The 26655-nt window shown below is 73.7% G+C and carries 27 protein-coding genes and 1 pseudogene; 15 read left to right on the top strand and 13 right to left on the bottom strand.

Annotated features, from left to right (window positions below; genetic code table 11):
- Nucleotides 1–174 precede the first annotated feature (174 nt).
- Nucleotides 175–513 (top strand): hypothetical protein, encoded by a 339-nt coding sequence (locus ACFWB8_RS13930; RefSeq protein WP_385225634.1) that lies wholly within the window; start codon nt 175–177, stop codon nt 511–513.
- Between the two features lie 152 nt (nt 514–665).
- Here ACFWB8_RS13930 and ACFWB8_RS13935 read toward each other — a convergent pair whose 3' ends face one another.
- Nucleotides 666–1013: a hypothetical protein gene (locus ACFWB8_RS13935; RefSeq protein WP_385225636.1), complete on the bottom strand. Its 348-nt coding sequence runs from the start codon at nt 1011–1013 to the stop codon at nt 666–668.
- A gap of 6 nt (nt 1014–1019) precedes the next feature.
- Between ACFWB8_RS13935 and ACFWB8_RS13940 the strand changes: the two genes are divergently transcribed.
- Complete coding sequence (locus tag ACFWB8_RS13940; protein WP_385225638.1) at nt 1020–2930, top strand: HelD family protein; 1911 nt, start codon at nt 1020–1022, stop codon at nt 2928–2930.
- Nucleotides 2931–2986: 56 nt separating this feature from the next.
- On the opposite strand, the gene ACFWB8_RS13945 is transcribed toward ACFWB8_RS13940, so the two are convergent.
- Nucleotides 2987–3463, bottom strand: a complete 477-nt coding sequence (locus ACFWB8_RS13945) for a hypothetical protein (RefSeq protein WP_385225640.1) — start codon at nt 3461–3463, stop codon at nt 2987–2989.
- Complete coding sequence (locus ACFWB8_RS13950) at nt 3348–4064, bottom strand: MOSC N-terminal beta barrel domain-containing protein (protein ID WP_385225642.1); 717 nt, start codon at nt 4062–4064, stop codon at nt 3348–3350. The genes ACFWB8_RS13945 and ACFWB8_RS13950 overlap by 116 nt, the downstream gene beginning before the upstream one ends.
- Nucleotides 4065–4207: 143 nt before the next feature.
- Between ACFWB8_RS13950 and ACFWB8_RS13955 the strand changes: the two genes are divergently transcribed.
- A complete protein-coding gene (locus tag ACFWB8_RS13955) occupies nt 4208–5185 on the top strand; it encodes an NAD(P)-dependent alcohol dehydrogenase (protein WP_385225644.1) in 978 nt (325 codons plus the stop codon).
- A 12-nt stretch (nt 5186–5197) separates the two neighbouring features.
- Here the strand turns inward: ACFWB8_RS13955 and ACFWB8_RS13960 are convergent, their stop codons facing one another.
- A complete protein-coding gene (locus tag ACFWB8_RS13960; RefSeq protein WP_385225646.1) occupies nt 5198–5818 on the bottom strand; it encodes an L-threonylcarbamoyladenylate synthase in 621 nt (206 codons plus the stop codon).
- Nucleotides 5819–5913: 95 nt separating this feature from the next.
- Between ACFWB8_RS13960 and ACFWB8_RS13965 the strand changes: the two genes are divergently transcribed.
- Both ACFWB8_RS13965 and ACFWB8_RS13970 read left to right on the top strand, forming a co-directional pair.
- Nucleotides 5914–7308, top strand: a complete 1395-nt coding sequence (locus ACFWB8_RS13965) for an MFS transporter (protein WP_385225648.1) — start codon at nt 5914–5916, stop codon at nt 7306–7308.
- Nucleotides 7305–8486: an anhydro-N-acetylmuramic acid kinase gene (locus ACFWB8_RS13970; protein ID WP_385225650.1), complete on the top strand. Its 1182-nt coding sequence runs from the start codon at nt 7305–7307 to the stop codon at nt 8484–8486. Before ACFWB8_RS13965 ends, ACFWB8_RS13970 begins: the two co-directional genes overlap by 4 nt.
- Before the next feature lie 14 nt (nt 8487–8500).
- Here ACFWB8_RS13970 and ACFWB8_RS13975 read toward each other — a convergent pair whose 3' ends face one another.
- Together ACFWB8_RS13975 and ACFWB8_RS13980 are read right to left on the bottom strand one after the other, a co-directional pair.
- Nucleotides 8501–9274, bottom strand: a complete 774-nt coding sequence (locus ACFWB8_RS13975) for a hypothetical protein (protein WP_385225652.1) — start codon at nt 9272–9274, stop codon at nt 8501–8503.
- Between the two features lie 129 nt (nt 9275–9403).
- Nucleotides 9404–9994 carry a MepB family protein gene (locus ACFWB8_RS13980; RefSeq protein ID WP_385225654.1) on the bottom strand — a complete coding sequence of 197 codons (591 nt, stop codon included), beginning with the start codon at nt 9992–9994 and terminating at the stop codon, nt 9404–9406.
- Between the two features lie 119 nt (nt 9995–10113).
- Between ACFWB8_RS13980 and ACFWB8_RS13985 the strand changes: the two genes are divergently transcribed.
- The 3 genes from ACFWB8_RS13985 (at nt 10114) to ACFWB8_RS13995 (ending at nt 12464) form a co-directional block, all read left to right on the top strand.
- Nucleotides 10114–11319 carry a sensor histidine kinase gene (locus tag ACFWB8_RS13985; protein ID WP_385225656.1) on the top strand — a complete coding sequence of 402 codons (1206 nt, stop codon included), beginning with the start codon at nt 10114–10116 and terminating at the stop codon, nt 11317–11319.
- Nucleotides 11316–11981 (top strand): response regulator, encoded by a 666-nt coding sequence (locus tag ACFWB8_RS13990; RefSeq protein WP_385225658.1) that lies wholly within the window; start codon nt 11316–11318, stop codon nt 11979–11981. Before ACFWB8_RS13985 ends, ACFWB8_RS13990 begins: the two co-directional genes overlap by 4 nt.
- 186 nt (nt 11982–12167) lie before the next feature.
- On the top strand, nt 12168–12464 hold the full coding sequence (locus tag ACFWB8_RS13995) for an SHOCT domain-containing protein (RefSeq protein WP_385225660.1): 297 nt from the start codon (nt 12168–12170) through the stop codon (nt 12462–12464).
- 12 nt (nt 12465–12476) lie between these two features.
- On the opposite strand, the gene ACFWB8_RS14000 is transcribed toward ACFWB8_RS13995, so the two are convergent.
- Both ACFWB8_RS14000 and ACFWB8_RS14005 read right to left on the bottom strand, forming a co-directional pair.
- Nucleotides 12477–12989: an SRPBCC family protein gene (locus tag ACFWB8_RS14000; RefSeq protein WP_385225662.1), complete on the bottom strand. Its 513-nt coding sequence runs from the start codon at nt 12987–12989 to the stop codon at nt 12477–12479.
- Between the two features lie 5 nt (nt 12990–12994).
- On the bottom strand, nt 12995–13216 hold the full coding sequence (locus ACFWB8_RS14005) for a hypothetical protein (RefSeq protein WP_385225664.1): 222 nt from the start codon (nt 13214–13216) through the stop codon (nt 12995–12997).
- A 91-nt stretch (nt 13217–13307) separates the two neighbouring features.
- On the opposite strand from ACFWB8_RS14005, the gene ACFWB8_RS14010 reads away from it, so the two are divergent.
- A complete protein-coding gene (locus tag ACFWB8_RS14010; RefSeq protein WP_385225666.1) occupies nt 13308–13808 on the top strand; it encodes a GNAT family N-acetyltransferase in 501 nt (166 codons plus the stop codon).
- Nucleotide 13809: 1 nt separating this feature from the next.
- On the opposite strand, the gene ACFWB8_RS14015 is transcribed toward ACFWB8_RS14010, so the two are convergent.
- The gene (locus ACFWB8_RS14015) at nt 13810–14295 is read right to left on the bottom strand and encodes an AraC family ligand binding domain-containing protein (protein ID WP_385225668.1); all 486 of its coding nucleotides are present in this window, start codon (nt 14293–14295) and stop codon (nt 13810–13812) included.
- Nucleotides 14296–14546: 251 nt separating this feature from the next.
- Between ACFWB8_RS14015 and ACFWB8_RS14020 the strand changes: the two genes are divergently transcribed.
- The 4 genes and pseudogenes from ACFWB8_RS14020 to ACFWB8_RS14035 form a co-directional block, all read left to right on the top strand.
- The gene (locus ACFWB8_RS14020; RefSeq protein WP_385225791.1) at nt 14547–17732 is read left to right on the top strand and encodes an amidohydrolase family protein; all 3186 of its coding nucleotides are present in this window, start codon (nt 14547–14549) and stop codon (nt 17730–17732) included.
- Nucleotides 17733–17775: 43 nt separating this feature from the next.
- Nucleotides 17776–18126: an ArsR/SmtB family transcription factor gene (locus ACFWB8_RS14025; RefSeq protein WP_385225670.1), complete on the top strand. Its 351-nt coding sequence runs from the start codon at nt 17776–17778 to the stop codon at nt 18124–18126.
- Nucleotides 18127–18216: 90 nt separating this feature from the next.
- Nucleotides 18217–19485 carry an MFS transporter gene (locus ACFWB8_RS14030; protein ID WP_385225793.1) on the top strand — a complete coding sequence of 423 codons (1269 nt, stop codon included), beginning with the start codon at nt 18217–18219 and terminating at the stop codon, nt 19483–19485.
- Nucleotides 19486–19488: 3 nt separating this feature from the next.
- Nucleotides 19489–19773 (top strand): annotated as a pseudogene (locus tag ACFWB8_RS14035) (GNAT family N-acetyltransferase); the annotation flags it as partial.
- A gap of 97 nt (nt 19774–19870) precedes the next feature.
- Here ACFWB8_RS14035 and ACFWB8_RS14040 read toward each other — a convergent pair.
- On the bottom strand, nt 19871–20098 hold the full coding sequence (locus ACFWB8_RS14040; protein WP_385225672.1) for a hypothetical protein: 228 nt from the start codon (nt 20096–20098) through the stop codon (nt 19871–19873).
- 78 nt (nt 20099–20176) lie between these two features.
- Complete coding sequence (locus ACFWB8_RS14045; RefSeq protein ID WP_385225674.1) at nt 20177–21193, bottom strand: hypothetical protein; 1017 nt, start codon at nt 21191–21193, stop codon at nt 20177–20179.
- A 132-nt stretch (nt 21194–21325) separates the two neighbouring features.
- On the opposite strand from ACFWB8_RS14045, the gene ACFWB8_RS14050 reads away from it, so the two are divergent.
- Nucleotides 21326–22978, top strand: coding sequence for a serine/threonine-protein kinase (locus ACFWB8_RS14050; RefSeq protein ID WP_385225676.1), 1653 nt, complete (start codon nt 21326–21328; stop codon nt 22976–22978).
- 121 nt (nt 22979–23099) lie between these two features.
- Here the strand turns inward: ACFWB8_RS14050 and ACFWB8_RS14055 are convergent, their stop codons facing one another.
- Nucleotides 23100–24512, bottom strand: coding sequence for an MFS transporter (locus tag ACFWB8_RS14055; RefSeq protein WP_385225678.1), 1413 nt, complete (start codon nt 24510–24512; stop codon nt 23100–23102).
- A 140-nt stretch (nt 24513–24652) separates the two neighbouring features.
- Between ACFWB8_RS14055 and ACFWB8_RS14060 the strand changes: the two genes are divergently transcribed.
- Complete coding sequence (locus ACFWB8_RS14060) at nt 24653–25474, top strand: helix-turn-helix transcriptional regulator (protein WP_385225795.1); 822 nt, start codon at nt 24653–24655, stop codon at nt 25472–25474.
- 52 nt (nt 25475–25526) lie between these two features.
- Here ACFWB8_RS14060 and ACFWB8_RS14065 read toward each other — a convergent pair whose 3' ends face one another.
- Nucleotides 25527–26474 carry a nucleoside hydrolase gene (locus ACFWB8_RS14065; RefSeq protein WP_385225680.1) on the bottom strand — a complete coding sequence of 316 codons (948 nt, stop codon included), beginning with the start codon at nt 26472–26474 and terminating at the stop codon, nt 25527–25529.
- Between the last annotated feature and the right edge of the window lie 181 nt (nt 26475–26655).

Below are 26655 nucleotides of genomic sequence, written 5' to 3' on the forward strand. Positions count from 1 at the left end.
GTGTACACCGCCTACACGGTCCTGCCCCCGAAGTACCCCCGGCCCCCCCCTCCGCCAACCCCGCCCCGCCCCGCCGTCCCGGCGGGGCGGACCGGGCCTGATAATTGCCGGGAGCCGGTACCCGGTCACCCGACGTGCACGGCCCGGAGGCCGTGCGGCAGGAATGGAGCCCCCATGGACGTACGGCACTTCGAGCGCATCACGGCGTTCATCGAGGCGCGCCTCACGCCGCTCTTCGCCGAGGAGACCGGCAGCGAGAACGGCTTCGGGATGGACGACACCTCCCGCGCGCTGCGGGCGCTGCGCAACGCGGTGCTGGAGGCCTCCGCGGTCAAGGGGCTCATCGAGCAGCGGGCGACGGCCGAGCCGGCCCTGCGCCGTGCGATCGACCAGTCGGTCGAGCACCACTGGGACGTCCTGCGCGGCGTCGCCCGGCAGTGGGAGGACCACGCGGACTTCGTCCGCGAGTTCAAGCGCCACGCCTGGGAGCTCGACGAGGCCCCGGCCGTCTGACGGGCCGCATTCTGCGACTTCGGACGCAAAAATACCCCGGACCAATTGGCGGCCGGGGTATTCGTCTGCGTATATTAGTTGTTTCACGTCCGCATTCCATGATGACGTGAAGAAGCTTACGAGGACACTGTATCGCGTCAGGAGTGCAATTGTCAACCGAAGAATTCCGGGATGAACAGCAATTCATCACCGGGCTCTACGCGCGCCTCGATGACCTGCGCTACCAGGCCGAACGCGCCGTACAGACGGCGCTCGGCGAAGGCGGAAGCGGCTTCCAGGCGCGCCTGGAGCGCGATGTGCTGGTCGCAGAACAGTCCGGTCTGCTTTCCGCTCTGAACTCGGGCGAGAACGGTCTCTGTTTCGGCCGCCTCGAGTTTTCCGACGGACGCGACCACCACATCGGCCGCATCGGAATCAGGCAGGACGACGCGGAGCGCACGCCCCTCGTACTCGACTGGCGGGCCGAGGTGGCGCGCCCGTTCTATCTCGCCACCGGCCATTTCCCCATGGGGCTGCGCCGCCGCCGGCACATCACCACCCGCGGGCGGCAGGTCACCGGCCTGCACGACGAGATCCTCGACCTCGCCGACACCGAGCGCACCGGATACGAGGGGGCCGACGCGGACGCGGTGCTGCTCGCCGCGCTCGACGCCGCCCGCACCGGCCGCATGCACGACATCGTGCGGACGATCCAGGCCGAGCAGGACCGCATCATCCGCTCGCCGTACCGCGGGGTACTGGTGGTGGAGGGCGGTCCCGGCACCGGGAAGACCGCGGTCGCCCTGCACCGGGCCGCGTACCTCCTCTACGCGCACCGCGAGCTGCTCGCCAAGCGCGGTGTGCTGATCGTCGGACCCAACCCGGCGTTCCTCGGCTACATCGGCGAGGTGCTCCCGGCCCTCGGGGAGACGGGCGTGCTGCTCGCCACGATGGGCGAGCTGTTCCCCGGCATCCGGGCGACCGCCACCGAGCGCCCCGGCGCCGCGGCCGTCAAGGGCCGCGCCGCGATGGCCGAGGTCCTCGCCCGCGTCGTGAGCGACCGGCAGACGCTGCCCGACATCGTGCCCGCCGGCAGCGGCGAGGAGTCCGCCGTGGTCCCCGAGCCGGCGCTGGAGATCGACCACGACGACTACGGGACGCTGCTGCTCGACCGGGGCATGGCCCACGAGGCCCGGGATTGGGCGCGCGCCACGGGGCTGCCGCACAACCTGGCCCGCCCGTACTTCGCGTTCCGGATCATCGACGCGCTGACCGCGCAGCTCGTCGACCGGCTCGGCGCGGACCCCTACGGCGGCCCCAACCTGCTGGGCCCGGACGATGTCGCGCAGCTCGGCAAGGAGATCGCGACCAGTGCCGAGGTGCACGCCGCCATCGACACCTTGTGGCCGGCGCTCACCCCCCGGCGGCTGATCTCCGAGTTCCTGGAAGATCCCACCCATCTCCCGCCGGAGGACGCCGAGTTGATCCGCCGGGCTACGGACGACTGGACGCCGGCGGACATTCCCCTGCTCGACGAGGCCGCCGAGCTGCTCGGCGTGGACGACAGTGCGCAGCGCGCCGCCGAGGAGCGGGAGCGGCTGGAGCGCGTCGCGTACGCGCAGGGCGTGCTGGACCTGTCGCAGGGGTCGGAGTCGTACGAGTTCGAGGACGCGGAGAACGAGTTCCTCGCCGCCCACGACATCATCGACGCCGAGCGCATGGCGGAGCGGCAGGAGGAGGCCGACCACCGCAGCGCGGCCGAGCGGGCCGCCGCCGACCGGACCTGGGCCTTCGGGCACGTCATCGTGGACGAGGCCCAGGAGCTGTCCGCGATGGCGTGGCGGCTGCTGATGCGGCGCTGCCCGACCCGTTCCATGACGCTGGTGGGCGACCCGGCCCAGACCGGCGACGAGGCCGGCTCCGGTTCGTGGCGGGAGATCCTGGACCCGTACGTCGCGGACCGCTGGGACCTGGTGCGGCTCGGCGTCAACTACCGTACGCCCGCGGAGATCATGGACGTCGCCGCCGCCGTGCTCCGGGCCCGGCGCCCCGATTTCGAGCCGCCGAGCTCGGTACGGTCCACCGGGCAGCGGCCCTGGGTGCGCAGGGCCGACGACCTGGCCGCCGCGGTCGCCGACGCGGTACGGGAGGGGACTCCGGCCGAGGGCCGGCTGGCGGTGATCGCGCCGCGCCCGCTGCACGGGGCGCTGGCGGCCGCGCTGCCCGGCGTACGGGCGGGCGAGGGCCCGGACCTGACCCGTACGGTCGTCCTGCTGGACCCGCGCCAGGCCAAGGGGCTGGAGTTCGACACCGTGATCGTCGTGGAGCCGGCCGACCAACAGCCGAGCGACCTCTACGTGGCCCTGACCCGCGCCACCCAGAGCCTCGGCATCATCCACACCGGCCGACTCCCGAAGGGGCTGACCAAGCCCTACTAGCTCCGACGGTCACCGCAGCCCTCGGTGCGGGGGGCTGCGGTGACGGGAACGGGAGGTCAGCGGAACAGCATGGAGGCTTCCCCGGCGGCCGTGGTGACCGAGCCGGGGCACAGGAAGCTGCCGGAGACCTTGGTCGCGGTGAAGGCCTGGTTGACGTACTTCCGGGTGGCCCCGTCGCGGTTCCACACGATGTTCGTGGCCTTGAAGCGGCAGGAGATGAAGCTCTGCTTGCCCGAGATGTCGATGGCGTCGGTCTTGGCGAGTCCGGCGGCGTCGTCGAAGGAGAAGGCGGGGTTGTTGTTGAGCGTGGCCGTGATGCCGCCGCTGCAGGCCAGGTTGCCGGCGGGCGGGTTGATGCTGGTGCGGTCGACGGTCAAGGCGGCCGGGGGATTGGCGCTGGCGCGCGCGTTGGTCCAGCTACAGGTGTTGCCCGCGACCACGATCGTGCCGTCGACCCGCTGATCGGCGGTGGGGCCGAGGGCCGTGGCGGCGGTCGACCCACCGATGATCACCGCTGCCGCGAAGGCGGTCACGCCTGACAGTTTCGAGAGGTTCATCCTGGTGCTCCTCGTCGTCACGTGCTTGTGGGGGAGGCGGGGCACGCAGGAAGGTCCCACAGGGACCTTGAAATGTCAGGCCCATGCCAACCTCTCTCCATGTTTGGCCGAATGACTCCGGTTGCGACCGCCCCGCAACCGCTCGCTGGAGCGCACGAACTCCACGCGCGAGGCGCCCCCGATCCGCGCCTCGGATCCGAACCACTCGTCCTCGACGAACGGACGGGAGCCCGGCGGGGTACACACGAGCAGATTCGGCCGGAAGCGCCGCTCGTCGACCGGGACACCGGGAACGGCCGCGCGCACCCAGCCGAGGGTGGCCGTGGTCAGGACGCTGAGCGGAAGCTGGCCGAAGTGGGAGACCCCTTGCCCGCGGGCCAGTTCGACGTCGTCCCGGGCCAGGCAAACGCCGGGTGTTCTTCCCCGAGCCGAACCTGCCGTCGCCGTCGCGTACCGCGAACAGGCGGTCCCCGACGAGACCGCGGTGGTCGACCTCCGCTTCCCGCAGCGGTTCGCCGCCCGTCGACTTGACCGGATACCGCCATATCCGCTCGACCGTTCCCACCGGGTACGTCATTTCGCGGACGCCGGGTGACGCGGGACGCACCCTAGGGGTCGTCCCGGATGCCGGGCAGGAGGCTGCTCGCCTACCGTCGCGAGTGGCGCCGGCCCTCCGGCCGGCCGATTTTGCGCACCGGACCGGTGCGTTACGGAGGCGTAGTGAAGGCGATAGCCCAGGACCGGTACGGCTCACCCGACGTTCTGGAGTTCGGGGAGGTCGACAAGCCGGCCGTCGGCGACCACGAGGTGCTGGTACGGGTCCGCGCGGCCGCGGTCAACGCGCGCGACTGGCACCTCATGCGGGGCGACCCGTACGTGGCGCGCCTGGTGCTCGGGCTCCGCCGGCCCAAGGAGCGGATCCGGGGCACGGACTTCGCGGGGCGGGTGGAGGCGGTGGGCGAGAAGGTGACGCGGCTGCGCCCCGGCGACGAGGTGTTCGGCGAGGCGGACGGAGCCTTCGCCGAGTACGTGTGCGCCCCGGAGGGCGCGGTGGCGGCGAAGCCCGCCAACCTGACCTTCGAGCAGGCGGCCGCGGTGCCGCTGGCCGGCAACACCGCGCTCATGGGCCTGCGCGACCTGGGCCGGGTGCGCCCGGGGCAGCAGGTCCTGATCAACGGCGCCTCGGGTGGCGTGGGAACCTTCGCGGTCCAGATCGCCAAGGCGCTGGGCGCGGAAGTGACCGGCGTGTGCAGCACGAGGAACGCGGACCTGGTCCGCTCCCTCGGCGCGGACCGCATCGTCGACTACACCCGGGAGGACTTCACCCGCGGCGGGCGGCGCTACGACCTCGTGTTCGACCTCGTGGGGAACCGTTCGCTGACCGACATCCGGAGCGCGCTCACCCCCGCCGGTACGGTCGTCCTGTCCGGCGGGGGAGTGTCCGAAGGCGGCAGCGTGTTCGGGCCGATGGGGCTCCTCCTCAAGGGGCAGGCGCTGTCACGCTTCGCGGGCGGCCACCGGCTGCTCGTCCTCACGGCGACGCCGAACAGGGAGAACCTGGACGAGCTCAGGCGACTCGCCGAGGCGGGGAAGGTCAGCCCGGTCATCGACCGTACCTACCCGCTGAGCGAGGCACCCGAGGCCATCCGGTACCTCGAGGTGGAACACGCGAGGGCCAAGGTGGTCGTGACCGTGTGACCCGCCCGCCGGCTACTCGAACCGCGTGGTGTCGCCCGCCCCGCGGCGCACGATCTCGGCCTCGCCGCTGGAGAAGTCGATGACCGTGGTCGGCTTCGTGCCGCAGTCACCCGAGTCGACGACCGCGTCGACCATGTGCTCGAGCCGTTCCTTGATCTCCCAGCCGTGGGTCATCGGCTCGTCCTCGTCGGGCAGGAGCAGGGTGCTGGAGAGCAGCGGCTCACCGAGCTCGGCGAGCAGGGCCTGGGTGACGACGTGGTCGGGGATCCGCACCCCGACCGTCTTCTTCTTCGGGTGCATCAGCTGGCGCGGCACCTCCGAGGTGGCACGGAGGATGAAGGTGTAGGGGCCGGGCGTGGACGCCTTGATCGCCCGGAACACGTCGTTGTCGACGTGTACGAACTGCCCCAGCTGGGCGAAGTTCTGACACACCAGGGTGAAGTGGTGACGGTCGTCGAGGTTGCGGATCGTCCGGATCCGTCCGAGGCCGTCACGGTTGCCCAGCTGGCATCCCAGTGCGAAGCAGGAGTCCGTCGGGTACGCGATGAGCGCGCCGGAGCGGATGCTGTCCGCCACATTGCTGATGGTGCGCCGCTGAGGGTTCTCGGGGTGCACGTCGAAGTACGTCGCCATCCGCCGAGACTACGGGATCGCCACGGGCGGGGCCGATCTGCTGAACCCCGCCGCCCCGAGGCATCGGGTCCACGCGGACCGGGCACCCAGCACGGGTGACCCCCATCGCTCTGCGCGCGGCGCCGCCGGCCCTCGCCCGCCCGCGCCGGGCGCTGCTCGCCGGCTCCGCGGGCAACTTCGTCGAGTGGTACGAGTTCGGCGTGTACGGCTGCTTCGCCACCGTCATCGCCGCCCACTTCTTCACCCCCGATCCGGGAGCGGGGACGGGAGCGGGGACGGGAGCCGCCGCGGGTGCCGGGCCGCTGGTCGCCACGTACGCCTCCTTCGCGGTGGCCTTCTTCTTCCGCCCCGTCGGGGCCCTGCTGTTCGGCCGCCTCGGGGACCGCATCGGGCGCCGCCCGACGCTGATCCTCGTGGTCGGGCTCATGACGCTCGCCACCACCCTGATCGGCCTGCTCCCGACCCAGGCCACCGTCGGCGCGGCAGCGCCCTGGCTGCTCACGCTGCTGCGCGTCCTGCAGGGCCTGTCCGCCGGCGGGGAGTTCGGCGGCGCCGTGGCGCTGATGACGGAGTGCGCGCCGCCCGGCCGGCGCGGCCGCTACGGCGCGTGGCAGTCCTTCACCGTCGCGCTCGGCCTGCTCTGCGGCGCGGGCGTCGCCGCGCTGCTGAGCTCGCTGCTCTCGACGGCCGCGCTGTACGGGTGGGGCTGGCGGCTTCCGTTCCTGCTGGCCCTGCCGATGGGTGCGGCCGCGCTGTGGCTGCGTTCGGGGCTGCGTTCGGGGCTGGAGGAAGGGGAAGCGCCGGGCCGCGCGGCGGCGGGCGCTCCACCAGGCACCGGTGCCGGCAGCGCCACGGCCGCCGGCACCGGTGCCGACACCGCCACGACCGCCACGGCCGCCGTGACCGTGCGGGCCATCGTGCTCGGCGTCGGGCGGATCATGGGCTGGGCCGCGGCCGGGTACACCTTCCTCGTCGTCCTGCCCTCCTACCTCCAGTCCACCCTCGGCGCGTCCTTCAGGGAGGCCCTGATCGCCACCGCCCTCGCCAACCTCGGCTTCGCCGCGTCGATCCTCCCCGCCGGAATGCTCAGCGACCGCGTCGGCCGCCGCCCGGTCATGCTCGGCGGGGCCCTGACCGTCGTCCTGTTCGCGCTCCCGCTCCTGCACCTGCTCCAGGACCCCGACGCCGCCGCGCCCGCCAGGGCCGCCGCCGTCCTCGGCGCGGGCGCGGCGGTGGGGCTGCTGGCCGGCCCGGGACCCGCCATGCTCGCGGAGATGTTCCCCGCGCGCGTGCGCTGCACCGGACTCGGGGTGGCGTACGCCCTCGCCAACGCGGTGTTCTCCGGCTGCGCGGGTCTCGTCATCACCGCCGTGACCGCCGCCACGGGCGACACCGACGTCCCCGCCTACTACGCGGCCGGGGCCTGCGCGCTGAGCGCCCTCGCCCTGGCCGGCCTGCGCGGCGACGACCACCGCGGGCCGCTGCGGTGAGGGTCGTCGGGCTGATGTCGGGCACCTCGTACGACGCCGTGGACGCGGCGGCCGCGGAGTTGACGTTCGAGGACGGGGGCGACACGCTGCGCCTGGTCCCGCTCGGCATGGTCAGCGCCCCGTACGCGGACGACCTGCGGCGCGCGCTCGCCGCGGCCCTGCCGCCCGCGCCCACCACCATGGCCGAGGCGTGCCGGCTCGACACCCGCATCGGACAGGCCTTCGCGGAGCTCGCCGTCCGGGCCGACCACGAACTGTGCGAGGACCGGGCCGAGCTGATCGCCTCACACGGGCAGACCGTGTACCACTGGGTGACCGACGTCCACGTCCACGGCACGCTCCAGCTCGGCGCTCCCGCATGGATCGCCGAGGCCACCGGCCACCCGGTGGTCTGCGACTTCCGCCCCCGGGACGTCGCGGCCGGCGGCCAGGGCGCCCCGCTGGTGAGCCTGATCGACCTGATGCTGCTGCGCGGGCGCGCCGGCGTACCGGCCGCCCTGAACATCGGCGGGATCGCCAACCTCACGGCCCTGCCCGCCACCGGCGCGCCCGTGGCCTTCGACACGGGCCCGGGCAACGCCCTGCTCGACGCGGCCGTACGCGAACTCACCTCCGGGCGGCTCTCCTACGACCGGGACGGCGCCCTCGCGGCCGCCGGCCGGGTGCACGAACCGCTGCTGCGCCGACTGCTCGCGGAGCCGTACTACCGGCTGCCCGCCCCCAAGACGACCGGCAAGGAACTCTTCCACCACGGCTATCTGCGCACCGCGCTGGCGGACTTCGGCGCCCTCGCGCCGCCCGACCTCGCCGCCACGCTCACCCGGCTCACCGCCCGCACCATCGCCGATGCGTTGCGCCCCTTCGCGGCCACCGAGGTCATCGCCTCGGGCGGCGGCACCCGCAACCCGGTCCTCATGTCGATGCTCCGCGAGGAACTGCCCGGGGGCGCCGCGCTGGCGACCTCCGACAGCCTCGGGCTGCCCGCCGCCGCGAAGGAGGCGTACGCCTTCGCGGTCCTCGGCTTCCTGACCCTGCACGGCCTCCCGGGGAACGCTCCCGAATGCACCGGCGCCCGCGGCCCGCGGATCCTCGGCTCCCTCACCCCGGGCCGCCTGCCGCTGCGGCTCCCGGCCCGGCCCGCCCGCCCGCCGAACTCGCTGGTCATCGGCGGGCGGTGACCACGAGGCGTGGCTCAGGCGGCGTCGAGCCGCGCGTGACGGTCCTGTATGCGGGCGATGACGCGCTCCCGGCCCAGTCGCTTGGCCCGGCGGAGCGTGGCTTCCGCGACGAAGAGAGGGATCCACAGCGCCCAGCCCCACAGGCTGAAATCCAGCACCCCGCTCCACACCAGCGCGTTGTTGAGGCCGAATGCCAGCGCGGTCGTCACCACGTACGCGGCGACCCGGTTCGCGAGCAGGACGCGCGACAGCGCGTTCCGCGGCCCCTGGAGCAGCTCGACCGCGGCGGCGAGTTCGGCCGCGCGGAGGTCCTCCCCGGCATCCGGGACGGACTCGCCGCGGGCGGCCCGCCGGAGCGCGCCCGAGACCTGCTCGCTCTGTTCCGCGACGGCCGCCTGCCGCGCCTGCCCCACCGCGGCGCCGATCACCAGGTCGTCCCAGTAGCCGCGCCCGGCCCACCCCGTCACGGAGTCGACGCGCCGGCGCTCCTCGGAACCGGGCGGAGCCAGCTCCTCGATCCGTGCCCGTAGGCCCACCGCACGGTCCGAGCGGCCCGGGTAGGTGAAGGAGTCGGACCGCAGGCACAGCTCCAGGTACGACACCAGGAGTCCGAGATCGTCCGGCGCGAGCGCCAGCCCCTCGCGGTACGCGGCCTCGGCCTCCGCGTCGTGGTCGTCCTCGTCCTCCGCGGCGTGCGCCCGCCCGAGCCAGCGGTAGAGCACCGGATCCGGCCCGAGCTCATCGAGCCCCGCCCCGGCCGCCGCCCTGACGGCGGCGAACCCGCCCACCGCGAAGAGCTCCGAGCACTGCTCCGCGTACTGCTGCCGTTACACGTGCCCCACCTCAGTCGATCGAACCCGCACCCTCCATAACCACCGACGCGGCTGTCAACCGCGGTCTGATCACGATTCCGCAGGTCAAGGGCGTGCCGCGTCGCTGACGCCCGACGGCGGTCCGGATGACTGGTAGAGCCGGCGGGCGCGAGTGGTGTCGAGGGGGGAGTCCGTGGGGAGTGCCAGGTAGTAGTCCAGCTGCCAGGCCTGTGTCCTGTCGGCTTGGCGGCTGGTGGTGGTCACCCAGGGTGGGTAGACGCGGAAGGCGCGTTTGCCCTCCGCGGCGCCGGCCGACACGACGCCGTGACGGCGCAGGGCGTCCAGGGGGAAGACGAACTGGCCGATGTGGCGGTCGTCGCGGGTGCTGATGACGAACAGGTCGACGGGGTCCGTGACGTCGAAGGGCTGGATGGGACCGCCGGGTGACCGCTTCCACACGGTGACGAACTGCCCGGCCTTCGTCGGGGTGGTCTTGGCCGAGCGGAAGCGGACGGCGCGGCCGTCCACGGTGAACGCGTGCGCGGCGTAGGCGAGGCTTTCGGGTTCGGGTACCGGCTGCGAGCAGGTGAACCCGCACGGGTCGTACACGAGCGCCTTCGCGACGGCGAGCGCCTCGTGGACGCGGACGCCGTCCGACCAGGGCTCCGTACGGGGTGGGTGGTTGATCGTGGTCATACGGCCACCCTGTCACGAGCCCCGCCGGCGGATCACCCGGCGTACTGCCTGGGGAGTACGCCTGAAACGCTACGCAGGGGTGACGCCGGTGACGGACGGCCCCGTCTAGCGTGGCTCGTATGGAAGAGCAGCGTGGGCGCCCGGGTCCTCCGTGGCGGAGGTGGGTGGAGCACGGCGGGCGGGGGCCGGCGTGGCGGACCGTGCTGCTCGTGGCCGTCTTCGCGCAGGTCGGCTCCGGATGGGCCGCGCAGGCGCAGAGCGGGCGGGTGGCGCTGGACTGGTTCGCGCGCCTCCTGCTGCTCCTCGGGCCGGCCCTGCTCCTGGCGCGCCACCGGTATCCGGTGGCCATGGTCTACGGGGTCAGCGCCGTCACCCTGGTCTACGTCGGCGCCGGCTACCCCTACGGCCCCGTGTTCGTCAGCCTGGCACTGGCCTGCTTCGCCGCCGTCCTCGCCGGACACCGCAGAGCCGCCTGGGGGGCCGTCGGCCTGCTCTGGGCCGGGCACCTGCTCATCGCCCACTGGCTCTACCGGTGGCTGCCGCCCGTCGGCGACGGCCCCGCGCCCTGGGGCCAGGAGCTGGCCATCACCGCGTGGGTCCTCGCGATGCTCGCGGTCTGCGAGCTGGTCCGTGTACGCCGCGAGCAGTGGGCCCGCGAGCGGATCGAGCGGGCGGCCGCCGAGAGACGCAAGGTGGACCAGGAGCGGCTGCGCATCGCCCGTGAGCTGCATGACGTCCTCGCCCACAGCATCTCGGTGATCAACGTTCAGGCGGGCGTCGGGCTGGCCCTGCTCGACAGCGATCCGCAGCAGGCCCGTACGGCGCTCACCACCATCAAGGCGGCCAGCAAGGAGGCGTTGGGCGAGGTGCGGCAGGTCCTCGACACCCTGCGCACACCGGGCGACGCGCCTCGCACCCCCGCGCCCGGGCTCGACCGCCTCCCGGAGCTCGTCGAGCAGGCGGCCGCCGCCGGACTCGCCGTGGAGATCACCGCCGAGGGCAAGGCCCGGACCTTGGCGCCCGGCGCGGACCTCGCCGCCTTCCGCATCGTCCAGGAGGCGCTGACCAATGTCGTACGGCACTCCGGTTCGCGCGCCGCCCGCGTCCGCCTCACCTGGCGGCCGGACTCCCTGGAACTGCGCGTGGACGACGACGGCCCGGCCACCGGCAGCGCGGCGGGCGGCAGTGGAAACGGCCTGGTCGGCATGCGCGAGCGCGCCGCCGCGCTGGGTGGCGGCATCGAGGCCGGGCCGCGCCCGGACGGCGGCTACCGCGTGGGCGCGCGGATCCCGCTGAAAGCCGCCCCGCTCCAGGAGGACCCGTGATCCGAGTGCTGCTCGCCGACGACCAACTGCTCGTCAGGGCCGGGTTCCGGGCGCTGCTCGACGCCCAGCCCGACATCGAGGTGGTGGGCGAGGCCGGCGACGGTGAGGAGACGCTGCGACGCGTGCGGGAACTGCGCCCGGACGTGGTCCTCATGGACATCCGCATGCCGGTGCTCGACGGACTCGCCGCGACCCGCCGGATCACCGATGACGCGGCCCTGGCCGAGGTTCGGGTGGTCATGCTCACCACCTTCGAGCTCGACGAGTACGTCTTCGAGGCGATCCGCTCCGGCGCCTCCGGCTTCCTGGTCAAGGACACCGAACCGGAGGAGCTGTTGCGCGCGGTCCGCGCGGTGGTCGAGGGCGATGCGCTGCTCTCGCCCGGTGTCACGCGCCGCCTGATCGCGGAGTTCGCCGCCCGTTCCAAGAAGCCGGCCGCGGCCGAGGGCCTGGACCGGCTCACCGATCGCGAGCGCGAGGTGATGGCCCTGGTGGGGCTCGGCCTGACCAATGAGGAGATCGCGCGCCGCCTGGTCGTCAGCCCGCTCACCGCGAAGACCCACGTCAGCCGGACCATGGTCAAGCTGGGCGCCCGCGACCGGGCCCAGCTGGTGGTCCTGGCCTACGAGTCCGGGCTGGTACGGCCCGGCTGGCTCGGCTGACACCGTGCGCAAGGCCGAGCGCGTGACACCGTGCGCAAGGCCGTGCACAGGCCCGCGTGCGACGCCGTACTCCCGGGGGAGTAACCGCGGTGCAGTCGGCCGTACGACGACCCGGACCCCCTCCCGGAGCGAGTCTCGAGGTGTGGCGAAACGTCCACACCCGAACCTCCGAGGAGCTGAACCGCGATGAACACCCTCACCACCCTCGCGTACGACGGGCCCGGCCCGTGGATCCTGTTCTTCCCGCTGATCTGGGCGGCGGTCGTGGTCTTCGCCGTGACCGTGCTGCGCCGCACCGTGTGGCGGGGCCGCCGGGCGCCGTGGCAGTCCCGGGTCGGCGGCGCGGCCCACGGCGAGCAGTCGCCGATCGCGGTCCTGGGCCGGCGCTTCGCCTCCGGCGAGATCGACGAGGACGAGTACTGGCGCCGGCTGTCCGTCCTGGACGAGCAGTTCGGCCGCTCCCTCAAGGACGGCCCCGCGTGAACACCGTCACCCTCATCGAGCCGTCCGCGATCGGCCGCAGGCGGCGGCCAGCCGGGCCAGGGTGGTGCGCATCCCGGCCCGGTTGACCTCGACGCGGCGCGCGGGCCGGGTCCCGGCGAAGACCGCGCCGAGCAGATCGGCCAGCCCGGCGCCGCGGCCGGTCCGCAGGTCCTGCCAGGTCTCGGTGACGCGGGTGCCGTCGCCCTCCGGCTCGAAGCGGTATCCCCAACGGGCGATCGGGAGACCGAAGATGCCGACGTCGAAGCCGAACTCGCCCGTCCAGGCCGGTGCCTGCGGTGCGCGCAGGACCGTGATCCGGCCCGTCGTGAACCACACGAAGAGCCCCCGCCGATTGAAGCCGATGAAGCGGGCGCCCGGGCGGGCCGGTGACCGGGGCAGCCACACCCGTCGGCACTCCGGGCTCCAACGGCCCATGTTCCGCAGGTCGGACACCAATCGGTGGACGTCCGCCGGGGCGGCGTCCACCATGATCCGCTCCTCGAGGAGCCGCTCGCGCTGCGTCACCGGTGTCAGCCGCTCGGGTGGGTGGCGAAGAGTTCGAGGTGACCGCAGTCGGGGCAGCGGGTCGCCGACACACGGAAACGTTTCTTCTCCTTGATCATGCGGCCGAACGCCCCGATGCCCAGGTCCCCTTCGATCCACCGCGTGAAGCCGGTGGGGTGGGAGGCTTCGTCCAGGAAGCCCGGTTCGAGGCCCGTGGCGGAGCAGTGCGTACAGGTGATCGTCGACATGGAGGGGAGTGTAGGCACCGCCGCCCATGCGCGGTACCGGCTGCTGAAAACCCGGGGGCGGACGTGGGGAGCGGTGCGTAGGCTCCCGGTCATGGTGAGGTTGGAGCGGCTCCGGGCCGAACACGCGCAATCCCTGCTGGCCTTCGAGCGGGAGAACAGGGAGTTCTTCGCGCGCAGCGTGCCGGACCGCGGGGACGCCTATTTCGCGGAGTTCGCCGCCCGCCACCGGGCGCTGCTCGACGAACAGGACACCGGCACCATCCACTTCCACCTCGTCCTGGACGCGCGGGGAGCGCTCGTCGGCCGCGCCAACCTGGTGGATGTGCAAGAGGGCAGGGCCGAAGTCGGCTACCGCGTCGGGGCGCGAGCCGCGGGCCGGGGCGTCGCGACGGCGGCCGTCGCGGAGCTGTGCCGGCTGGCGGCCGCCTCGTACGGGCTCTCGTCGCTGACCGCGGTCACCACCCTGGACAATCCGGCCTCCGCGGCCGTGCTCCGGAAGAACCGTTTCGGCGCGGTGGAGGAGATCACCATCGACGGGCAGCCCGGCGTCCGCTACCTGCGCCGGCTCGCCGGCTCCGACCCGGTGGGCTGACTCAGCCGGCCAGGCCGGTGCCGCAGCGGGCGCAGTAGCGGGCGTCGCTGTCGGTGGCGAGGCGGCCGCATTCGGCGCAGACGCGGTTCAGCAGGCAGGGCGGTTCGCCGCCGTCGGCCTGGAGCGCCGGGCTGATGGTCAGCGGCGGGCGACGGCGGTGGGCGGTGGTGTAGGTGAGCCCCTCGGCGCCGGCCCGCACGGAACGGGTGGTGCCCGCGGGCAGCCAGGCCAGCGAGCCGGGGGTGAGGGCCCAGGCGGCGTCCGGCGTGCGGAGTTCGCCGGTTCCGGCGACCACGACGAGCAGGACGCCGAGGACGTTCTCGGTGTGTTCGCCGATCTCCGCGCCGGGAGCCAGGTGCACCAGGTTGGCATCCAGGTCCCGCGCGCGGTCGGCCAGCGCCCACACGACGCCGATCCGCCCGTCTCCCAGGGGTGCGGAGTGTGGCGGGGCGACGAACACCGGAGCCGCGGGATCGGGGGTACTCATTGAGACTCCAGTGGTCGGGCGGGTGCGTCGGGCGGGTGCGCTGGTCGGGGCGTCCGCCGGGTGCGGTGCGTGGTGAGCCTCCCACAGCGCGGCCGGCGCACACCGTTGCCGATGGCCCTGCTTGATCGTTTGGCCTGCTGACGGGACCGTCGGGTCGGGTCTGCCATCGATACGCGAGGCGAGTGGTCGGGTTGCGAGTTGCGCGCAGGACGGTTCTGCAGGCGGCTTCGGCCGGCGCCCTGACGGCGCTGATCGACAGCCCCCCGGTACTGGCCGCTTCAGGCCCGGATCCAGCTTCAGGCCCGGGTCCGGCTTCAGGTCCAGCCCCAGCCTCAGGCCTCGCCCCCGCGCCCCCGGCCGGGGATCCGGTCCGGCTCCGGTTCACCCGCGCCACCAACGGCGCCGCGACCGCCACCGCGAGCGGCGACCGGGTCGTGGCCGAGGTGCAGAACGTCCTGTGGTCCCTGCCTCCCGACGGTTCGCCCGCCACCCAGCTGACCCCGCCCGACCTGGAGCCCGGCCGCCCGGTGTTCTCCCCGGACGGCCGCCGGGTCGCGATGAGCGCGTACCGCGGCGGCGCCTTCCACATCTGGGTGATGCACGCGGACGGCTCCGCCCTGCGCCGGCTCACCGACGGCCCCTTCGACCACCGCGCGCCGTCCTGGTCGCCCGACGGCCGCAGCATCGCCTTCTGCTCCGAGCGCGGCGGCGACCCGGTCGCGGGCAGCCCGTACCGGATCTGGACCGTCAACGTCTCCGACGGCCGGATCCGCCGACTCACGGGCCTGCCCGGGCAGTCCGGCCCCGCGCAGGAAGGCCCCGACGGCCGGCCCGCCGCCTGGGAGGACTTCGACCCCGTCTGGTCGGCGGACGGCTCCCGCGTGCTCTTCGTCCGCGCCACCCTCAGCGGCGAGACCCTGATCGGCCGGACCCTCGCCTCCGTGGCCGCGGACGCACAGGGCCCCGTACGGACCGAACACACCGTCACCACCGGCGGCCTGCTGGCCCCGGCGATCTCCCCGGCGGGGCGCACCGCCTGGCTGTCCGCCGCTCCCGGCCCCCGCAAGGCCGAGGTCCTCAGCCTGTACGCCGACGGCCGCCCGGTCTCCCTCGACGGCGACCTCGCGCCCGCGCCCCCGCGCTGGGTCGGCGACGACCGGCTGCTCATCACCCTCGACGGCCGCTTCCGGGTGATCCGCCCGCACCGCGACCCCACCGGCCGTGAGATCGCGCTCGATGCCACGCTGGAGACGGTCCGGCCCCGCTACCGGGTCAAGCCGTACGTCCTGGAGGCGGAGCGCAGCCGCCCCGTCCGCGGCATCCACCTGCCCAGCCTCTCGCCCGACGGCCGCAGCGTGGCCTTCGCCGCACTGAACGCCCTGTGGGTCGCGCCCGTCACCGGGGGAGCCCCGCGCAGGATCGCCCAGGCCCCCGCCACGGCCTACGTCCAGGGCCCCGTGTGGACCCCCGACGGCCGGGCCCTGGTCTACACCGACGACCGCGACGGGCTGAACTCCGTACGCCGCCGGGAACTCGCCGACGGCCGCGAGAGCGTCCTCGCCCCGGGCGGCCGCGTCTACGGCTCGCTGTCGCCCGACGGCCGTCGGCTCGCCGCCCTCGACCTCGCCGGGCAGCTCCTCGTACGGGACCTCGCGACGGGTGCGGACACCCGCCTGGTCGCGGCCCTCGGGGGTGGCGGACTGCCCGGTCCGCCGAGTTGGTCGCCCGACGGACGCCACGTCGCCCTCTGCGACCGCAACCGTCTGAGCCGGCGCTTTCGCGAGGGCCACAACCTCATCCGCATCGTCGACACCGCCACCGGCGGGGCCCGCCTGTACGCACTCGCCCCGCACGCCTCGCTCTCGGACCGCTACGCCTCAGGCCCCGTCTGGTCGCCCGACGGCCGCTTCCTGGCCTGCGTGTCCGAGTCGGCCCTGTGGCTGCTGCCCGTCACCCCCGACGGCACCCCCGCCGGCGAGGCCCGCCTGCTGAGCGACGAGCCCGCCGACCACCCCTCGTGGTCCGCCGACTCCCGCACCCTGCTCTACCAGTCCTGCGCACGGCTGCGCCTGCTCACCCTCGACGGCTCCGGCGAGGCGGCCGCGGCGCCGCGGACCGTGCCGCTGGCCCTGACCTACCGCCGCCCCACTCCCGTCGACACCGTCGTGCACGCCGGGCTCCTGTGGGACGCCACCGGCGCCCCGCCCCGCGCCGACGTCGACATCCTCCTCAGCGGCGGCCGGATCACCGCCGTCGAACCCCACCGCGCCGGGCGCCGCGCCGCGCGTACCGTCGACGCCTCCGCGGGCACCGTCCTGCCGGGCCTCTGGGACGCGCACGTGCACCCGTACCCGTACACCTACGGGGCCCGCCAGGGCGTGCTGCACCTCGCGTACGGGGTGACGACCGCCGTCTCCCTCGGCGGGTCCGCGTACGAACAGGCCCGGCTGCGGGAGGACATCCGGGCCGGGCGGCTCGCCGCACCGCGGCTGCTGGCCGGCGGCGAACTCCTCGACGGTTCCCGCGTCGCCTACAGCATGGGGCGCGCCCACCGCACCCGCGCGGGATTCGCCCGCTCGCTGGCCCGGGCGGCGGCGCTGGACTGGGACTTCGTCAAGACGTACGTCCGCGCCCCGTACGCGTACATGGAGGACGCCGCCCGCTTCGCGCACGACCGGCTCGGGGTCCTGGCGGGGTCCCACCTGTGCGCTCCCGGGATCCAGGCCGGCCAGGACCTGACGACGCATCTCGTGGCCACCGAGCGCGGGGAGTACGGGCACGGTGCGACCCCGAGCGGGCACACGTACCAGGACACCGTCGAGGTCTACACGCGCGGCGGCTTCGACCTCATCGCCACCCCCTTCACCGCCCTGCCGCTGGCCGGGGCCGATCCGGCGGTCGCCGCCGACCCGCGGGTGACGGAGCTGATGCCGCCGTGGGACGTGGCCGCGGTACGGGCGGCGGCCGCGCAGGCGCCGACCGGCGAGCAGAGTGCCGCCCTGGAACGGGAGGTCGGCGTCTACCGGCGGATCCTCGCGGGCGGCGGCAGGCTGGCGCTGGGCACCGACGCGCCGCTCACCCCGGTTGGCCTCCACCTCCACCTGTCCCTGCGCGCCCTGCACCGCTACGGCTTCACCCCGGCCGAGGCCCTGACCACCGCCACCCGTACCCCGGCCCGGGTCTTCGGGGTCGCGGACCGCCTCGGCACGGTCGAGCCCGGCAAGATCGCCGACCTCACCGTCGTCGACGGCGACCCCTTCACCGACTTCGCCGACCTCATCCGGGTACGCGGGAGCATCCGCGGCGGAACGCTGTGGGAACGCGCTGCCCTGGAGCGCGCCTTCACCGCTCCCGCGGCGTCCGGCACACCGCCCGAGGGCTGGCGCGGCGTCCTGCACCAGATGCTCCGGGACGGCTGCTGCACCACCCCCGACTGACCACCAGGGAAGGGGCGGGGGCGGTGCGGCCTACGATGTGCGCATGAGCGCAAGCACGCATCCGGCAGGTGCGCACGGTTCGCAGGAACAGGGCGAGCGGTTGGCCGCCGCGGTGTCGGTCCTGGCGCTGCTCGCCGACGCCACCCGGCTCGCGCTGCTCGACGAGCTCGGCCGGGGCGAGGCCGACGTCACGACCCTCACCGAGGCGTGCGGCGCCGCCCGCCCTTCCGTCAGCCAGCACCTCGCCAAGCTCCGGCTGGCCGGTCTGGTCACCACCCGCAAGGACGGGCGCCGCGTCGTGTACGCGCTGCGCCACGGGCATCTGCGGCGCCTGGTGGACGAGGCCCTGAACGTGGCCGACCACCAACTCGGTTCGCTGCCGCCCCACGACTGATCCCTCGCGCCGCCGTGGTCCGTTTCGGGCCGGCGGATTCCCGTTGAACATGTGCACGTGTATGCACATGTTGGTTACGATGGGGTGGTGATGCCGTCCGTACTGCGCAACCGCACCTACCGGCGCCTGTTCGCGGCCCAGGTGGTCGCCCTGGTCGGGACCGGGCTCGCGACCGTCGCGCTGAGCCTGCTCGCGTACGACATCGCCGACGGCAGCGCCTCCGCGGTCCTGGGCACCGCTCTGGCGATCAAGATGGTCGCGTACGTCGCCGTCGCCCCGGCGGTCGGCGCGATCGCCGACCGGATGTCGCGCCGCACCTTGATGGTGACGGCCGACCTGACTCGCGCCTGCGTCGCGCTGAGCCTGCCGTTCGTCACCCAGGTCTGGCAGATGTACCTGCTGATCCTCCTGCTCCAAGCGGCGTCGGCGGCCTTCACGCCCACCTTCCAGGCCACCATCCCCGTGGTGCTGCCCGCCGAACGCGACTACACACAGGCCCTGTCCATGTCCCGGCTCGCCTACGACCTGGAGAGCCTCTTCAGCCCCGCGCTCGCCGCCGCCCTCCTCGCCCTGGTCCCGTACGGCTGGCTGTTCACCGGTACCGCCGCGGGCTTCCTCGCCTCCGCGGTCCTCGTCGCGGCCGCCGTACTGCCGAGGCCCGTCCCGGTCGAACGGCCCGGCGGCGGCCGTGCGAAGGCCGCGTACGGGATCCGGCGCTTCCTTGCGACGCCACGGCTGCGGGCGCTGCTCGCCCTCGATCTGGCGGTCGCCGCCGCCGGGGCCCTGGTCTTCGTCGACACCGTCGAGCTGGTCCGCGACCACTTCCACCGGCCCGCCGCTGCCGTCTCGCTCGCCCTCGGCGCGTACGGGGCCGGATCCATGCTCGCCGCCCTCCACCTGCCCCGCCTGCTCCGAAGCTTCACGGACCGGGCGGTCATGCTCCCGGCCGCCCGCGCGCTCCCGGTGGTGCTGGCCGCCGTGGCCGGGCTCACCGCCGCGGCCCCGGCCGGCTGGTGCTGGTACGGGATCCTGGCCGCCTGGGCCCTGGTCGGCGCCGCCTGCTCCGCCGTCTCGACCCCCGGCGGCCGGGTGCTCCGCCGCTGCACCGCCGACGCCGAACTGCCCGCCGCCTTCGCCGCCCGGTTCTCCCTCGCGCACGGCTGCTGGCTGCTGACCTACCCCCTCGCGGGCCTGCTCGCGGCCGGGGCCGGGCTGCCCGTCACCGCCGCCGCCCTCGGTGTCGTCGCACTGGCCGCCGCGGTGGCCGCCGCCGCGCTGTGGCCCGCCCGGGACGACGATCCCGAAGATCCGGTGCGCGGCGCACGCGGGGCCCGCGACACGGAGGCGGTCGCGGCATGACGGAACCTCCACGTCGAGCAGGTGTCGGTGCACCCGGACAGCGCGCGCCGCGGCATCGGCCGGTCCCTGCTGGAGCGTCTCGCGGTCCGCGCCGCGACCGAAGGCGCGCCCGCGCTCACCCTCACCACCTTCACCGAAGTCCCGTGGAACGCCCCGTACTACACGCGCTGCGGATTCCGGACCCTCGACCCGGACGGGCTCCCGGCCGGCCTGCGGGCGATCTGGGACCGCGAGGCGGAACACGGCCTGAGCCGGTGGCCCCGCACGGTCATGCGCCGGGCCCTGTGAACCGGCCGGCCGCTACTCGGGGCCGTTCGGGCCAGCTGCTCGCTCAGTCGGGACCGCGCCGCCCTGCTCTGGTGGTCGTAGCCGTTCCGAGCGGCGGTCACGCCGGCCCCGGGCGGATCGGCGGCATCCAAGGCGGATGGTGCGGCACGAAGGTCGGTGCTGTGGAGCGTGCTGCTGCGGCCGGGTTGAAGCCGTGACCGAGGAAGGCGAGGACGAGTGCCGCGCGGTGCTCGGCCCCGTACCGGACCGCCTCGTCCACCGTGTCCCGGACCATCCGGCTGGTGAGCCCGTCGTGGGTGACGAGGGCGGTGCGCCCGTCCGGCAACCCGGGTTCGCCCGCGCCGAGCGAAGGGTCCGCGAGCGCCTCGTACAGTCCGTCGGCCGCCTCTTCCAGGCGGGCCTCTCATCCCAGGTCACCGCGGTCGGCGCGTCCTCCCGCCGGCCGGGCCAGGGCTTCCGCGACGGGTCCGGCGACGGCCGGCTGGGCGAGGTACTTCTCGGCGGAGTGGACCCAGGTGCCGTCGGAGTCGACGCGCCGGCTGACCGGGGCGACTCCCGCGCGGTTGGCGCGTACGCCCCGCTCCAGGCGGGGCCGTACGGCGATGATGTCGTCCCGGTCCCAGAAGTTCAGCCAACCCGCCACGTTCTCGGGCGCGCCGGGAGGCTGGGGGCGCAGCCGCGGCCACACCAGGGTCCGCATGGCGATCGGCGAGCCCAGGGTCACGAACAAGGGGGTGACCGCGGTGAGTTCGTGCAGGGCCTCCAGCGCGACGATCGTCCCCAGCGAATGCGCCACCACCACGGCGGGTCCCTCCCCGATCGCCTCGGCGACCCGGGCGCGGATCCGGCGGTCCAGTCCGGCGCCGTCCGGGCCGGCCTCCGCGCGCGCCAGGTAGCGGGCCACCTGGGTCAGGTGGCCCACCATCAGCTTGGGGGTGATCCACCGGGCGGCGGGGCCCCAGGGCTTGAGGGCCATCACGGTGGTCGCCACGTTGAGCGCGCGGCGTACCACCTCCAGGCTTCCCTGCTCCTGCCTCCTCGGCGCGGCCTGGGCTCGGGCGTGGTCGAGGATCCGGCGGTTCCACTCGTCGCCGTCCTCGTCCCTCCCCTCTGCCTCTGCCTCTTCCTCTTCCTCGGACAGGCCGTCCACCCAGGCGACCAGGAGCTCCGAGAGGATCTCGGCCTCCGCGTCGCCGGTGACGTCGGGCCCCGCTCCGCCCTGGGCCCGGCCGGGCCCGAACAGGTCGGCGTAGTGGGCGAACACGCACTCGGCCAGACCGCCGGCCAACAGCTCGCGGGCGGCCTCCGAGTGCCCGGCCTCCGCCATCCCGACGGCCAGCGCCCCGGTCCAGGCGGCGAGTTCGCGGGCCGGTTCGCGGGTGGCGCCGATCCCGTGGACGAATACCAGGCGTGACCGCATCGACTGCCTCCCCATGGCACAGCGCAGTGTCCACGAAGGCTAACAATCACCCGCCGCCGTGGGCGGCGGGTTCGGCCAAGTCGTTGGGCAGGGTGCCCTTCGAGATCGGGGGTCCTGCTTGGGAGACATGAATTGACGAGTGGTCAGCAGTCGCACCGGGGCGGGCTCCCGCAGGTTTTCCAGCCGCTCGCGGGGGACGACCCGACCACCATCGCCGGGTACCGGCTGGCCGCCAGACCGGGCGCGGGCGGCATGGGCAAGGTCTACCTGTCGTACACGCCCGGCGGACGGCCCGTGGCCATCAAGGTGATCCGGCCCGAATTCGGCGAAGACCCCGATTTCCGGCGGCGGTTCGCGCAGGAAGTGCAGTCCGCGCAGCGGGTGCAGGGCCTGTTCACGGCACCCGTGATCGACGCCGACACCGACGGCGCGCAGCCCTGGCTGGCCACCGCGTACGTACCGGGCCCCTCGCTCGCCGATGCCGTCGTCGCGCACGGCGCGCTGCCCGTCGAGGCGGTGCTGCTGCTCATCGCCGGCATGGCCGAGGCGCTGCACGTCATCCACGGGGCGGGCATCGTGCACCGCGACCTCAAGCCGTCGAACGTGCTGCTCGCCGCCGACGGCCCTCGGGTCATCGACTTCGGCATCGCCTACGCCGCCGACGCCACCTCCCTCACCGGCAGCGGTGTCACCATCGGCACCCCCTCGTTCATGGCGCCCGAGCAGGCCGCGGGGCGCCGGGTCACCGCGGCCACCGACATCTTCGCGCTGGGCCAGGTCGCGGCGTACGCGGCCACCGGGTCCCCCGCCTTCGGCGAGGGGACCTCGCACGGTGTCCTCTACCGGATCGTCCACGAGGAGCCCGACCTGAGCGGGGTGCCGCCGCGGCTGACGGAACTGGTCACCCGCTGCCTGGCCAAGGACCCCGACGCCAGGCCGTCGATCCGCGAGATCATCGCGCTTTGCCAGGCGGCGAACGCGGAGACGGTGCTGCGCCGCCCCGAGGACTGGCTCCCGGCTCCGGTCGCCGCGGACATCACGGTCCGCGCGGCCGCCCCCGCGCCGGTGCAGACCCCGCCGCCGCCCGCCGCCGCGCCGTCCGTGGGCTACACGCCCACCGCGCCGGTGCGCCCGGCCGCCCCGCCATCGGCGGCCACCCCGCCGCCCGGCTACGGGCCGGCCCCGGCGTACCAGCGCTCGGGCAGGCGGGGCGCGCTCATCGCCCTCGCCGCGGCGCTGGTCTTCACCGGGGCCGGCGCGACGGCGTACGTCATGCTCAAGGACAAAGACCAGGGCAAGGGGCAGCAGGCGCAGGGCGGAACCCCGTCCGGGTCCGGCAACGCCGGCGCCGGGCAGGGCTCCTCGAAGCCGAGCGCCAAGGCCGACCCGAAGCCCGTGGAGTACAAGGGCGTGAACCTCACGGCCGGCTACCACCTGACGCTCAGCGACGAACCGCTGCGCCCCCAGCAAGGCGAGGACGGCGGGTACGAGCTCTCGTACGACACCGGCTGGTACCTCGACGCCGAGAGCGAAGGCGGACAGCTGGTGCTGCTCGACCCGGGGCAGGAGGGGTCACTGGCCGCGTGCCGCGAGGACACCCGCTTCAGCCAGACCGTCTATGTGAACAAGCTTTCCAAGGGGCGGCAGGTCTGCGTCATCACCGGCGCGGGCCACCTGGGACTCCTGACGGTCCAGGGGTTCTCGCCGGAGGATTCGACGAGCAAATACATCACGCTGGACGTGACCGTCTGGCGCAACGCCATCCGCCCGGCCTCGGGTCACTGACGCCATCGGCGCCGTCTCGCCCGCCGCCGGCTGACACCCGGCCGGCCGGGCCCCGCCCCGCCCGCGCCGAAGCGGACCGGGCACGAGGCCCGGCCCGCTTCGGAGTCTGCTGCGATCGCGCTCAGGCCTTCCGGCGGCCGAGGCCGATCGCCACCAGGAGCGCCGCGGCGACCACGATCGCGACGTCGATCGCGAGGACCGTCCGCACGCCGTCGAAGAGCGAGGCCCGGGTGGTGGCCAGGACGCCGAGCAGCGGGATGCCGATCGTGAGGCCGACCTGCTGGGTGGTGGTGACCAGGCCGGTGGCCAGGCCCTGCTCCGAGTCGGGCACGCCGCTGGTCACGGTCACCCCGTACGAGATGATCGCGCCGAGGTGGAACATGCTGGCCACCGACACGGCGACGGTCGCGACCAGGGCGCCGGAGCCGCTGCCCACGGCGAGCAGGGCGGCGGTGAACAGGCCCTGGCCGAGCAGCGAGGCGACGAGCGTGCGGCGGGCGCCGAAGCGGCCGATGACCTTCGGGGCGTACGTACCGGCGAAGACGGAGGCGACGCCCTGGACGCCGAAGACCAGACCGGTCCGGAAGGACGACAGCCCCAGCGTCTCCTGGAGGTAGAGGGTCAGCACGAACACGACCGTCGACATCATCGAGAACGTCACCAGCCCGGCCACGTTGCCCCAGGCGACCGTGCGCCGCTTCAGCATCGGCAGGGACACGAGCGGGGCCGAGGACCGCGACTCCACCACCACGAACGCGGCGAGCAGCGCGAGTCCGGCGACGAGCGTGCCCCACACGTCCGCACCGCCGAAGCCGCGCTGGGCCGCCGTCGACAGGGCGTAGATCAGCGCGAGCAGACCACCCGTGACGGTGACGGCGCCCGGTACGTCCAGACGCGGCCGCTGCGGGGTGCGCGACTCGGGCAGCAGGCCGGGGGCGAGGAGCAGCACGATCACCGCGGCGACCGCGAGCAGGCCCATCGTGGAGCGCCACCCGAGGGTGTCGGTCATGACACCGCCGAGCACCATGCCGATGGTGAAGCCGAGGGACAGCAGGGTGCCGGAGATGCCGAGCGCCCGGTCGCGCAGCGGGCCCTCGGGGAAGGTCGTGGTCAGCAGGGACATGCCGGTCGGCACGATGACCGCCGCGCCCAGGCCCTGCAGGGCGCGCCCGGTCAGGAAGGACGCCGGGTCCCAGGCGAGGGTCGCGAGCAGGGAGGCCGCGCCGAAGACCGCGAGGCCGGTCAGGAACAGCTTCTTGCGGCCGTAGAGGTCGGCGATCCGGCCGAAGAGGAGCAGGAAGCCGCCGGACGGCAGTGCGAAGGCGGTGACCGCCCACTGGAGCGCGGACCGGCTCAGGCCCAGGTCCTTGCCGAGCGCCGGCAGGGCCACGTTCAGTACGGAGAAGTCGAGGGCCACCATGAACTGCGCGGCGCAGAGGACGAAGAGGACCAGCTTGGCCCGGCCGGAGAGCCGGTCGTTGCCGGGAGCCGCCGTGTGCGGCACGTCGGTTGTCGTGTGTGTGTCGATCGCCATGGCCACTACCTTCGTGGCACGGGAAGGTCAGTGAAGAGTGGGAACTTATCCTGTTGCCGGCACCACCAGGCAGCCGACAGGGGGATTTCGTGGCGACACCGATCGACAAACACCGGCGGACGGAACTGCGCGAGTTCCTCATGAGCAGGCGCGCCAGGGTCAGTCCGGCCGAAGCCGGGCTCCCGGACGGCGGGGCCCGCCGGCGCACCCCGGGCCTGCGCCGCGAGGAGGTCGCCGTGCTGGCCGGGGTCGGGGTCTCCTGGTACCAGTGGCTGGAGCAGGGCCGCGACATCACCGTGTCCTCGCACGTCCTGGACGCGGTCAGCCGGGTGCTCCGGCTGAGCAGCGCCGAGCGCCGGCACCTTTACGTGCTCTCCGGACTCAACCCGCCCGCCCTGGAGGTCGCGCCGGGCGACCGGGACATGTGCGACGGACTGAAGCGGCTGATCGACGCTTGGATGCCGTTCCCCGCGCACATCATGGACTCGTACTGGAACACGGTGCTGTACAACGACGCGGCCGCGCTGGTGTTCGGGATGCGTCCGGAGATCGTGCAGAACTGCCTGATCGCCTTCTTCACCGACCCCCTGTACCGGGCCCGTTCCACGCAGTGGGAGGAGATCGCCTGCGACGTGGTGGCCCAGTTCCGTGCTGCCTGCTCGGAACACCCCGAGGACGAGGGGTTCCAGGCGGTGCTCGAGGAGGCGCGCGAGCTCAGCCCGGAGTTCGTCGCCCTGTGGGAGCGGGGTGACGTCCGGCCCGGGGGCCAGCTCCGCAAGCACATCGAACACCCCGTCGTCGGCGGGCTGCGCGTGGAGTCGACCCAACTGCGGGTCCCGGCCCGCCCCGACCTGTCGATCGTGCTCCACACCCCGCTTCCGGACACCGACACGGCCGAGAAGCTGCAGTGGCTGACCTCACCGGAGGGCCGGCGCGGCCTGATGTACCCCGTCGCGGGCTGATCCCGGCCGCGCCCCGCGGTGTCGGGTCACGGCGTCGGGCTACGGCGTCGGGCTACGGGGTGCGCCGGCTGCCCAGGGCCGTGACGGCGGCGACCATGCGGTCCCAGAAGCGTTCGGTGTCGAGCGTCACCGCGACCCGGGCGTTCACCGGACGGCCCAGGTACTGGTGGAGGTCCACCACCGTGGCCCCTCGGGTGTGTTCGCCGTGGAGTTCCACCGTGACGTTCGCGTCGACGCACGCCACGATCGCCGGGTCGATGACCCGGGCCACCGCGACGGGGTCGTGCAGCGGGGGGTGGGGCATGCCCCACAGGCGGCTGTAGGCGGAGGCGAAGTACGCCAGCAATTCGGCGCAGATGTGCCCGAGCTCGGTGCCGAGTCCTTCGAAGCGGGCCAGTACCTGCGGTGTGGCCAGCGCCTGGTGGGTGACGTTGAGCCCGCACATGGTGACGGGCACGCCGCTGCGGAAGACGATGTCCGCGGCTTCCGGATCCGTGTGGATGTTGAACTCGGCCGCCGGGGTGCGGTTGCCCCGCTCCGTGGAACCGCCCATCAGTACGATCTCGCGGATGCGGGCCGCGCTGTCGGGGTGGCGGGTCAGGAGCAGGGCGATGTTGGTCAGCGGAGCCGTCGGCACCAGGGTGACCGGTTCCGGGTGCTCCATGAGGATCCGGTGGATCAGGTCCACCGCGTGCTCGGGGACGACGTCGACCGTGGGCTCGGGGAACTCCGGTCCGTCCAGCCCTGATGCGCCGTGTACGTCGTCCGCGACCGCCAGCGGCTGGAGCAGTGGCCGGTCGCAGCCGGCCGCGATGGGTACGTCGGTGATCCCCGCCACCGTGCACACGCGGCGGGCGTTGAGCGTCGTCTTCTCCAGGGTCTGGTTGCCGGCGACCGTGGTGATGGCGAGCAGGTCCACCGCGGGGTCGGCCGCCGCCAACATGATGGCGAGGGCGTCGTCGTGTCCGGGGTCGCAGTCGATGATGATCGGGACGGGCACGGGCAATCCTCGCTGTCGGGGGCCGCTGATCTGCCCAGTCTGCCGTCGGCGGGGGTGTGGAAGCCGTCGGTTCCGCGCCAAATCCAAAGCTCGGTGGCGAATGCACGTACCATCGGCCGCCCGGTCCGCCGGAACCCGCCCACCGAGGTGCGGAACCGATTCTGCGCGCGGTCGTTGACAT

Source organism: Streptomyces sp. NPDC060031 (assembly GCF_042736805.1).
In the GTDB taxonomy this organism is placed as follows: domain Bacteria; phylum Actinomycetota; class Actinomycetes; order Streptomycetales; family Streptomycetaceae; genus Streptomyces.

Coding starts and splice junctions, on each gene's coding strand:
- ACFWB8_RS13930 (WP_385225634.1), top strand. CDS start 175: ATGGACGTACGGCACTTCGAGCGCATCACGGCGTTCATCGAGGCGCGC.
- ACFWB8_RS13935 (WP_385225636.1), bottom strand. CDS start 1,013: ATGGCCGGTGGCGAGATAGAACGGGCGCGCCACCTCGGCCCGCCAGTC.
- ACFWB8_RS13940 (WP_385225638.1), top strand. CDS start 1,020: ATGGGGCTGCGCCGCCGCCGGCACATCACCACCCGCGGGCGGCAGGTC.
- ACFWB8_RS13950 (WP_385225642.1), bottom strand. CDS start 4,064: ATGACGTACCCGGTGGGAACGGTCGAGCGGATATGGCGGTATCCGGTC.
- ACFWB8_RS13960 (WP_385225646.1), bottom strand. CDS start 5,818: ATGGCGACGTACTTCGACGTGCACCCCGAGAACCCTCAGCGGCGCACC.
- ACFWB8_RS13980 (WP_385225654.1), bottom strand. CDS start 9,994: ATGACCACGATCAACCACCCACCCCGTACGGAGCCCTGGTCGGACGGC.
- ACFWB8_RS13985 (WP_385225656.1), top strand. CDS start 10,114: ATGGAAGAGCAGCGTGGGCGCCCGGGTCCTCCGTGGCGGAGGTGGGTG.
- ACFWB8_RS13995 (WP_385225660.1), top strand. CDS start 12,168: ATGAACACCCTCACCACCCTCGCGTACGACGGGCCCGGCCCGTGGATC.
- ACFWB8_RS14005 (WP_385225664.1), bottom strand. CDS start 13,216: ATGTCGACGATCACCTGTACGCACTGCTCCGCCACGGGCCTCGAACCG.
- ACFWB8_RS14010 (WP_385225666.1), top strand. CDS start 13,308: ATGGTGAGGTTGGAGCGGCTCCGGGCCGAACACGCGCAATCCCTGCTG.
- ACFWB8_RS14015 (WP_385225668.1), bottom strand. CDS start 14,295: ATGAGTACCCCCGATCCCGCGGCTCCGGTGTTCGTCGCCCCGCCACAC.
- ACFWB8_RS14025 (WP_385225670.1), top strand. CDS start 17,776: ATGAGCGCAAGCACGCATCCGGCAGGTGCGCACGGTTCGCAGGAACAG.
- ACFWB8_RS14030 (WP_385225793.1), top strand. CDS start 18,217: ATGCCGTCCGTACTGCGCAACCGCACCTACCGGCGCCTGTTCGCGGCC.
- ACFWB8_RS14045 (WP_385225674.1), bottom strand. CDS start 21,193: ATGCGGTCACGCCTGGTATTCGTCCACGGGATCGGCGCCACCCGCGAA.
- ACFWB8_RS14055 (WP_385225678.1), bottom strand. CDS start 24,512: ATGGCGATCGACACACACACGACAACCGACGTGCCGCACACGGCGGCT.
- ACFWB8_RS14060 (WP_385225795.1), top strand. CDS start 24,653: ATGAGCAGGCGCGCCAGGGTCAGTCCGGCCGAAGCCGGGCTCCCGGAC.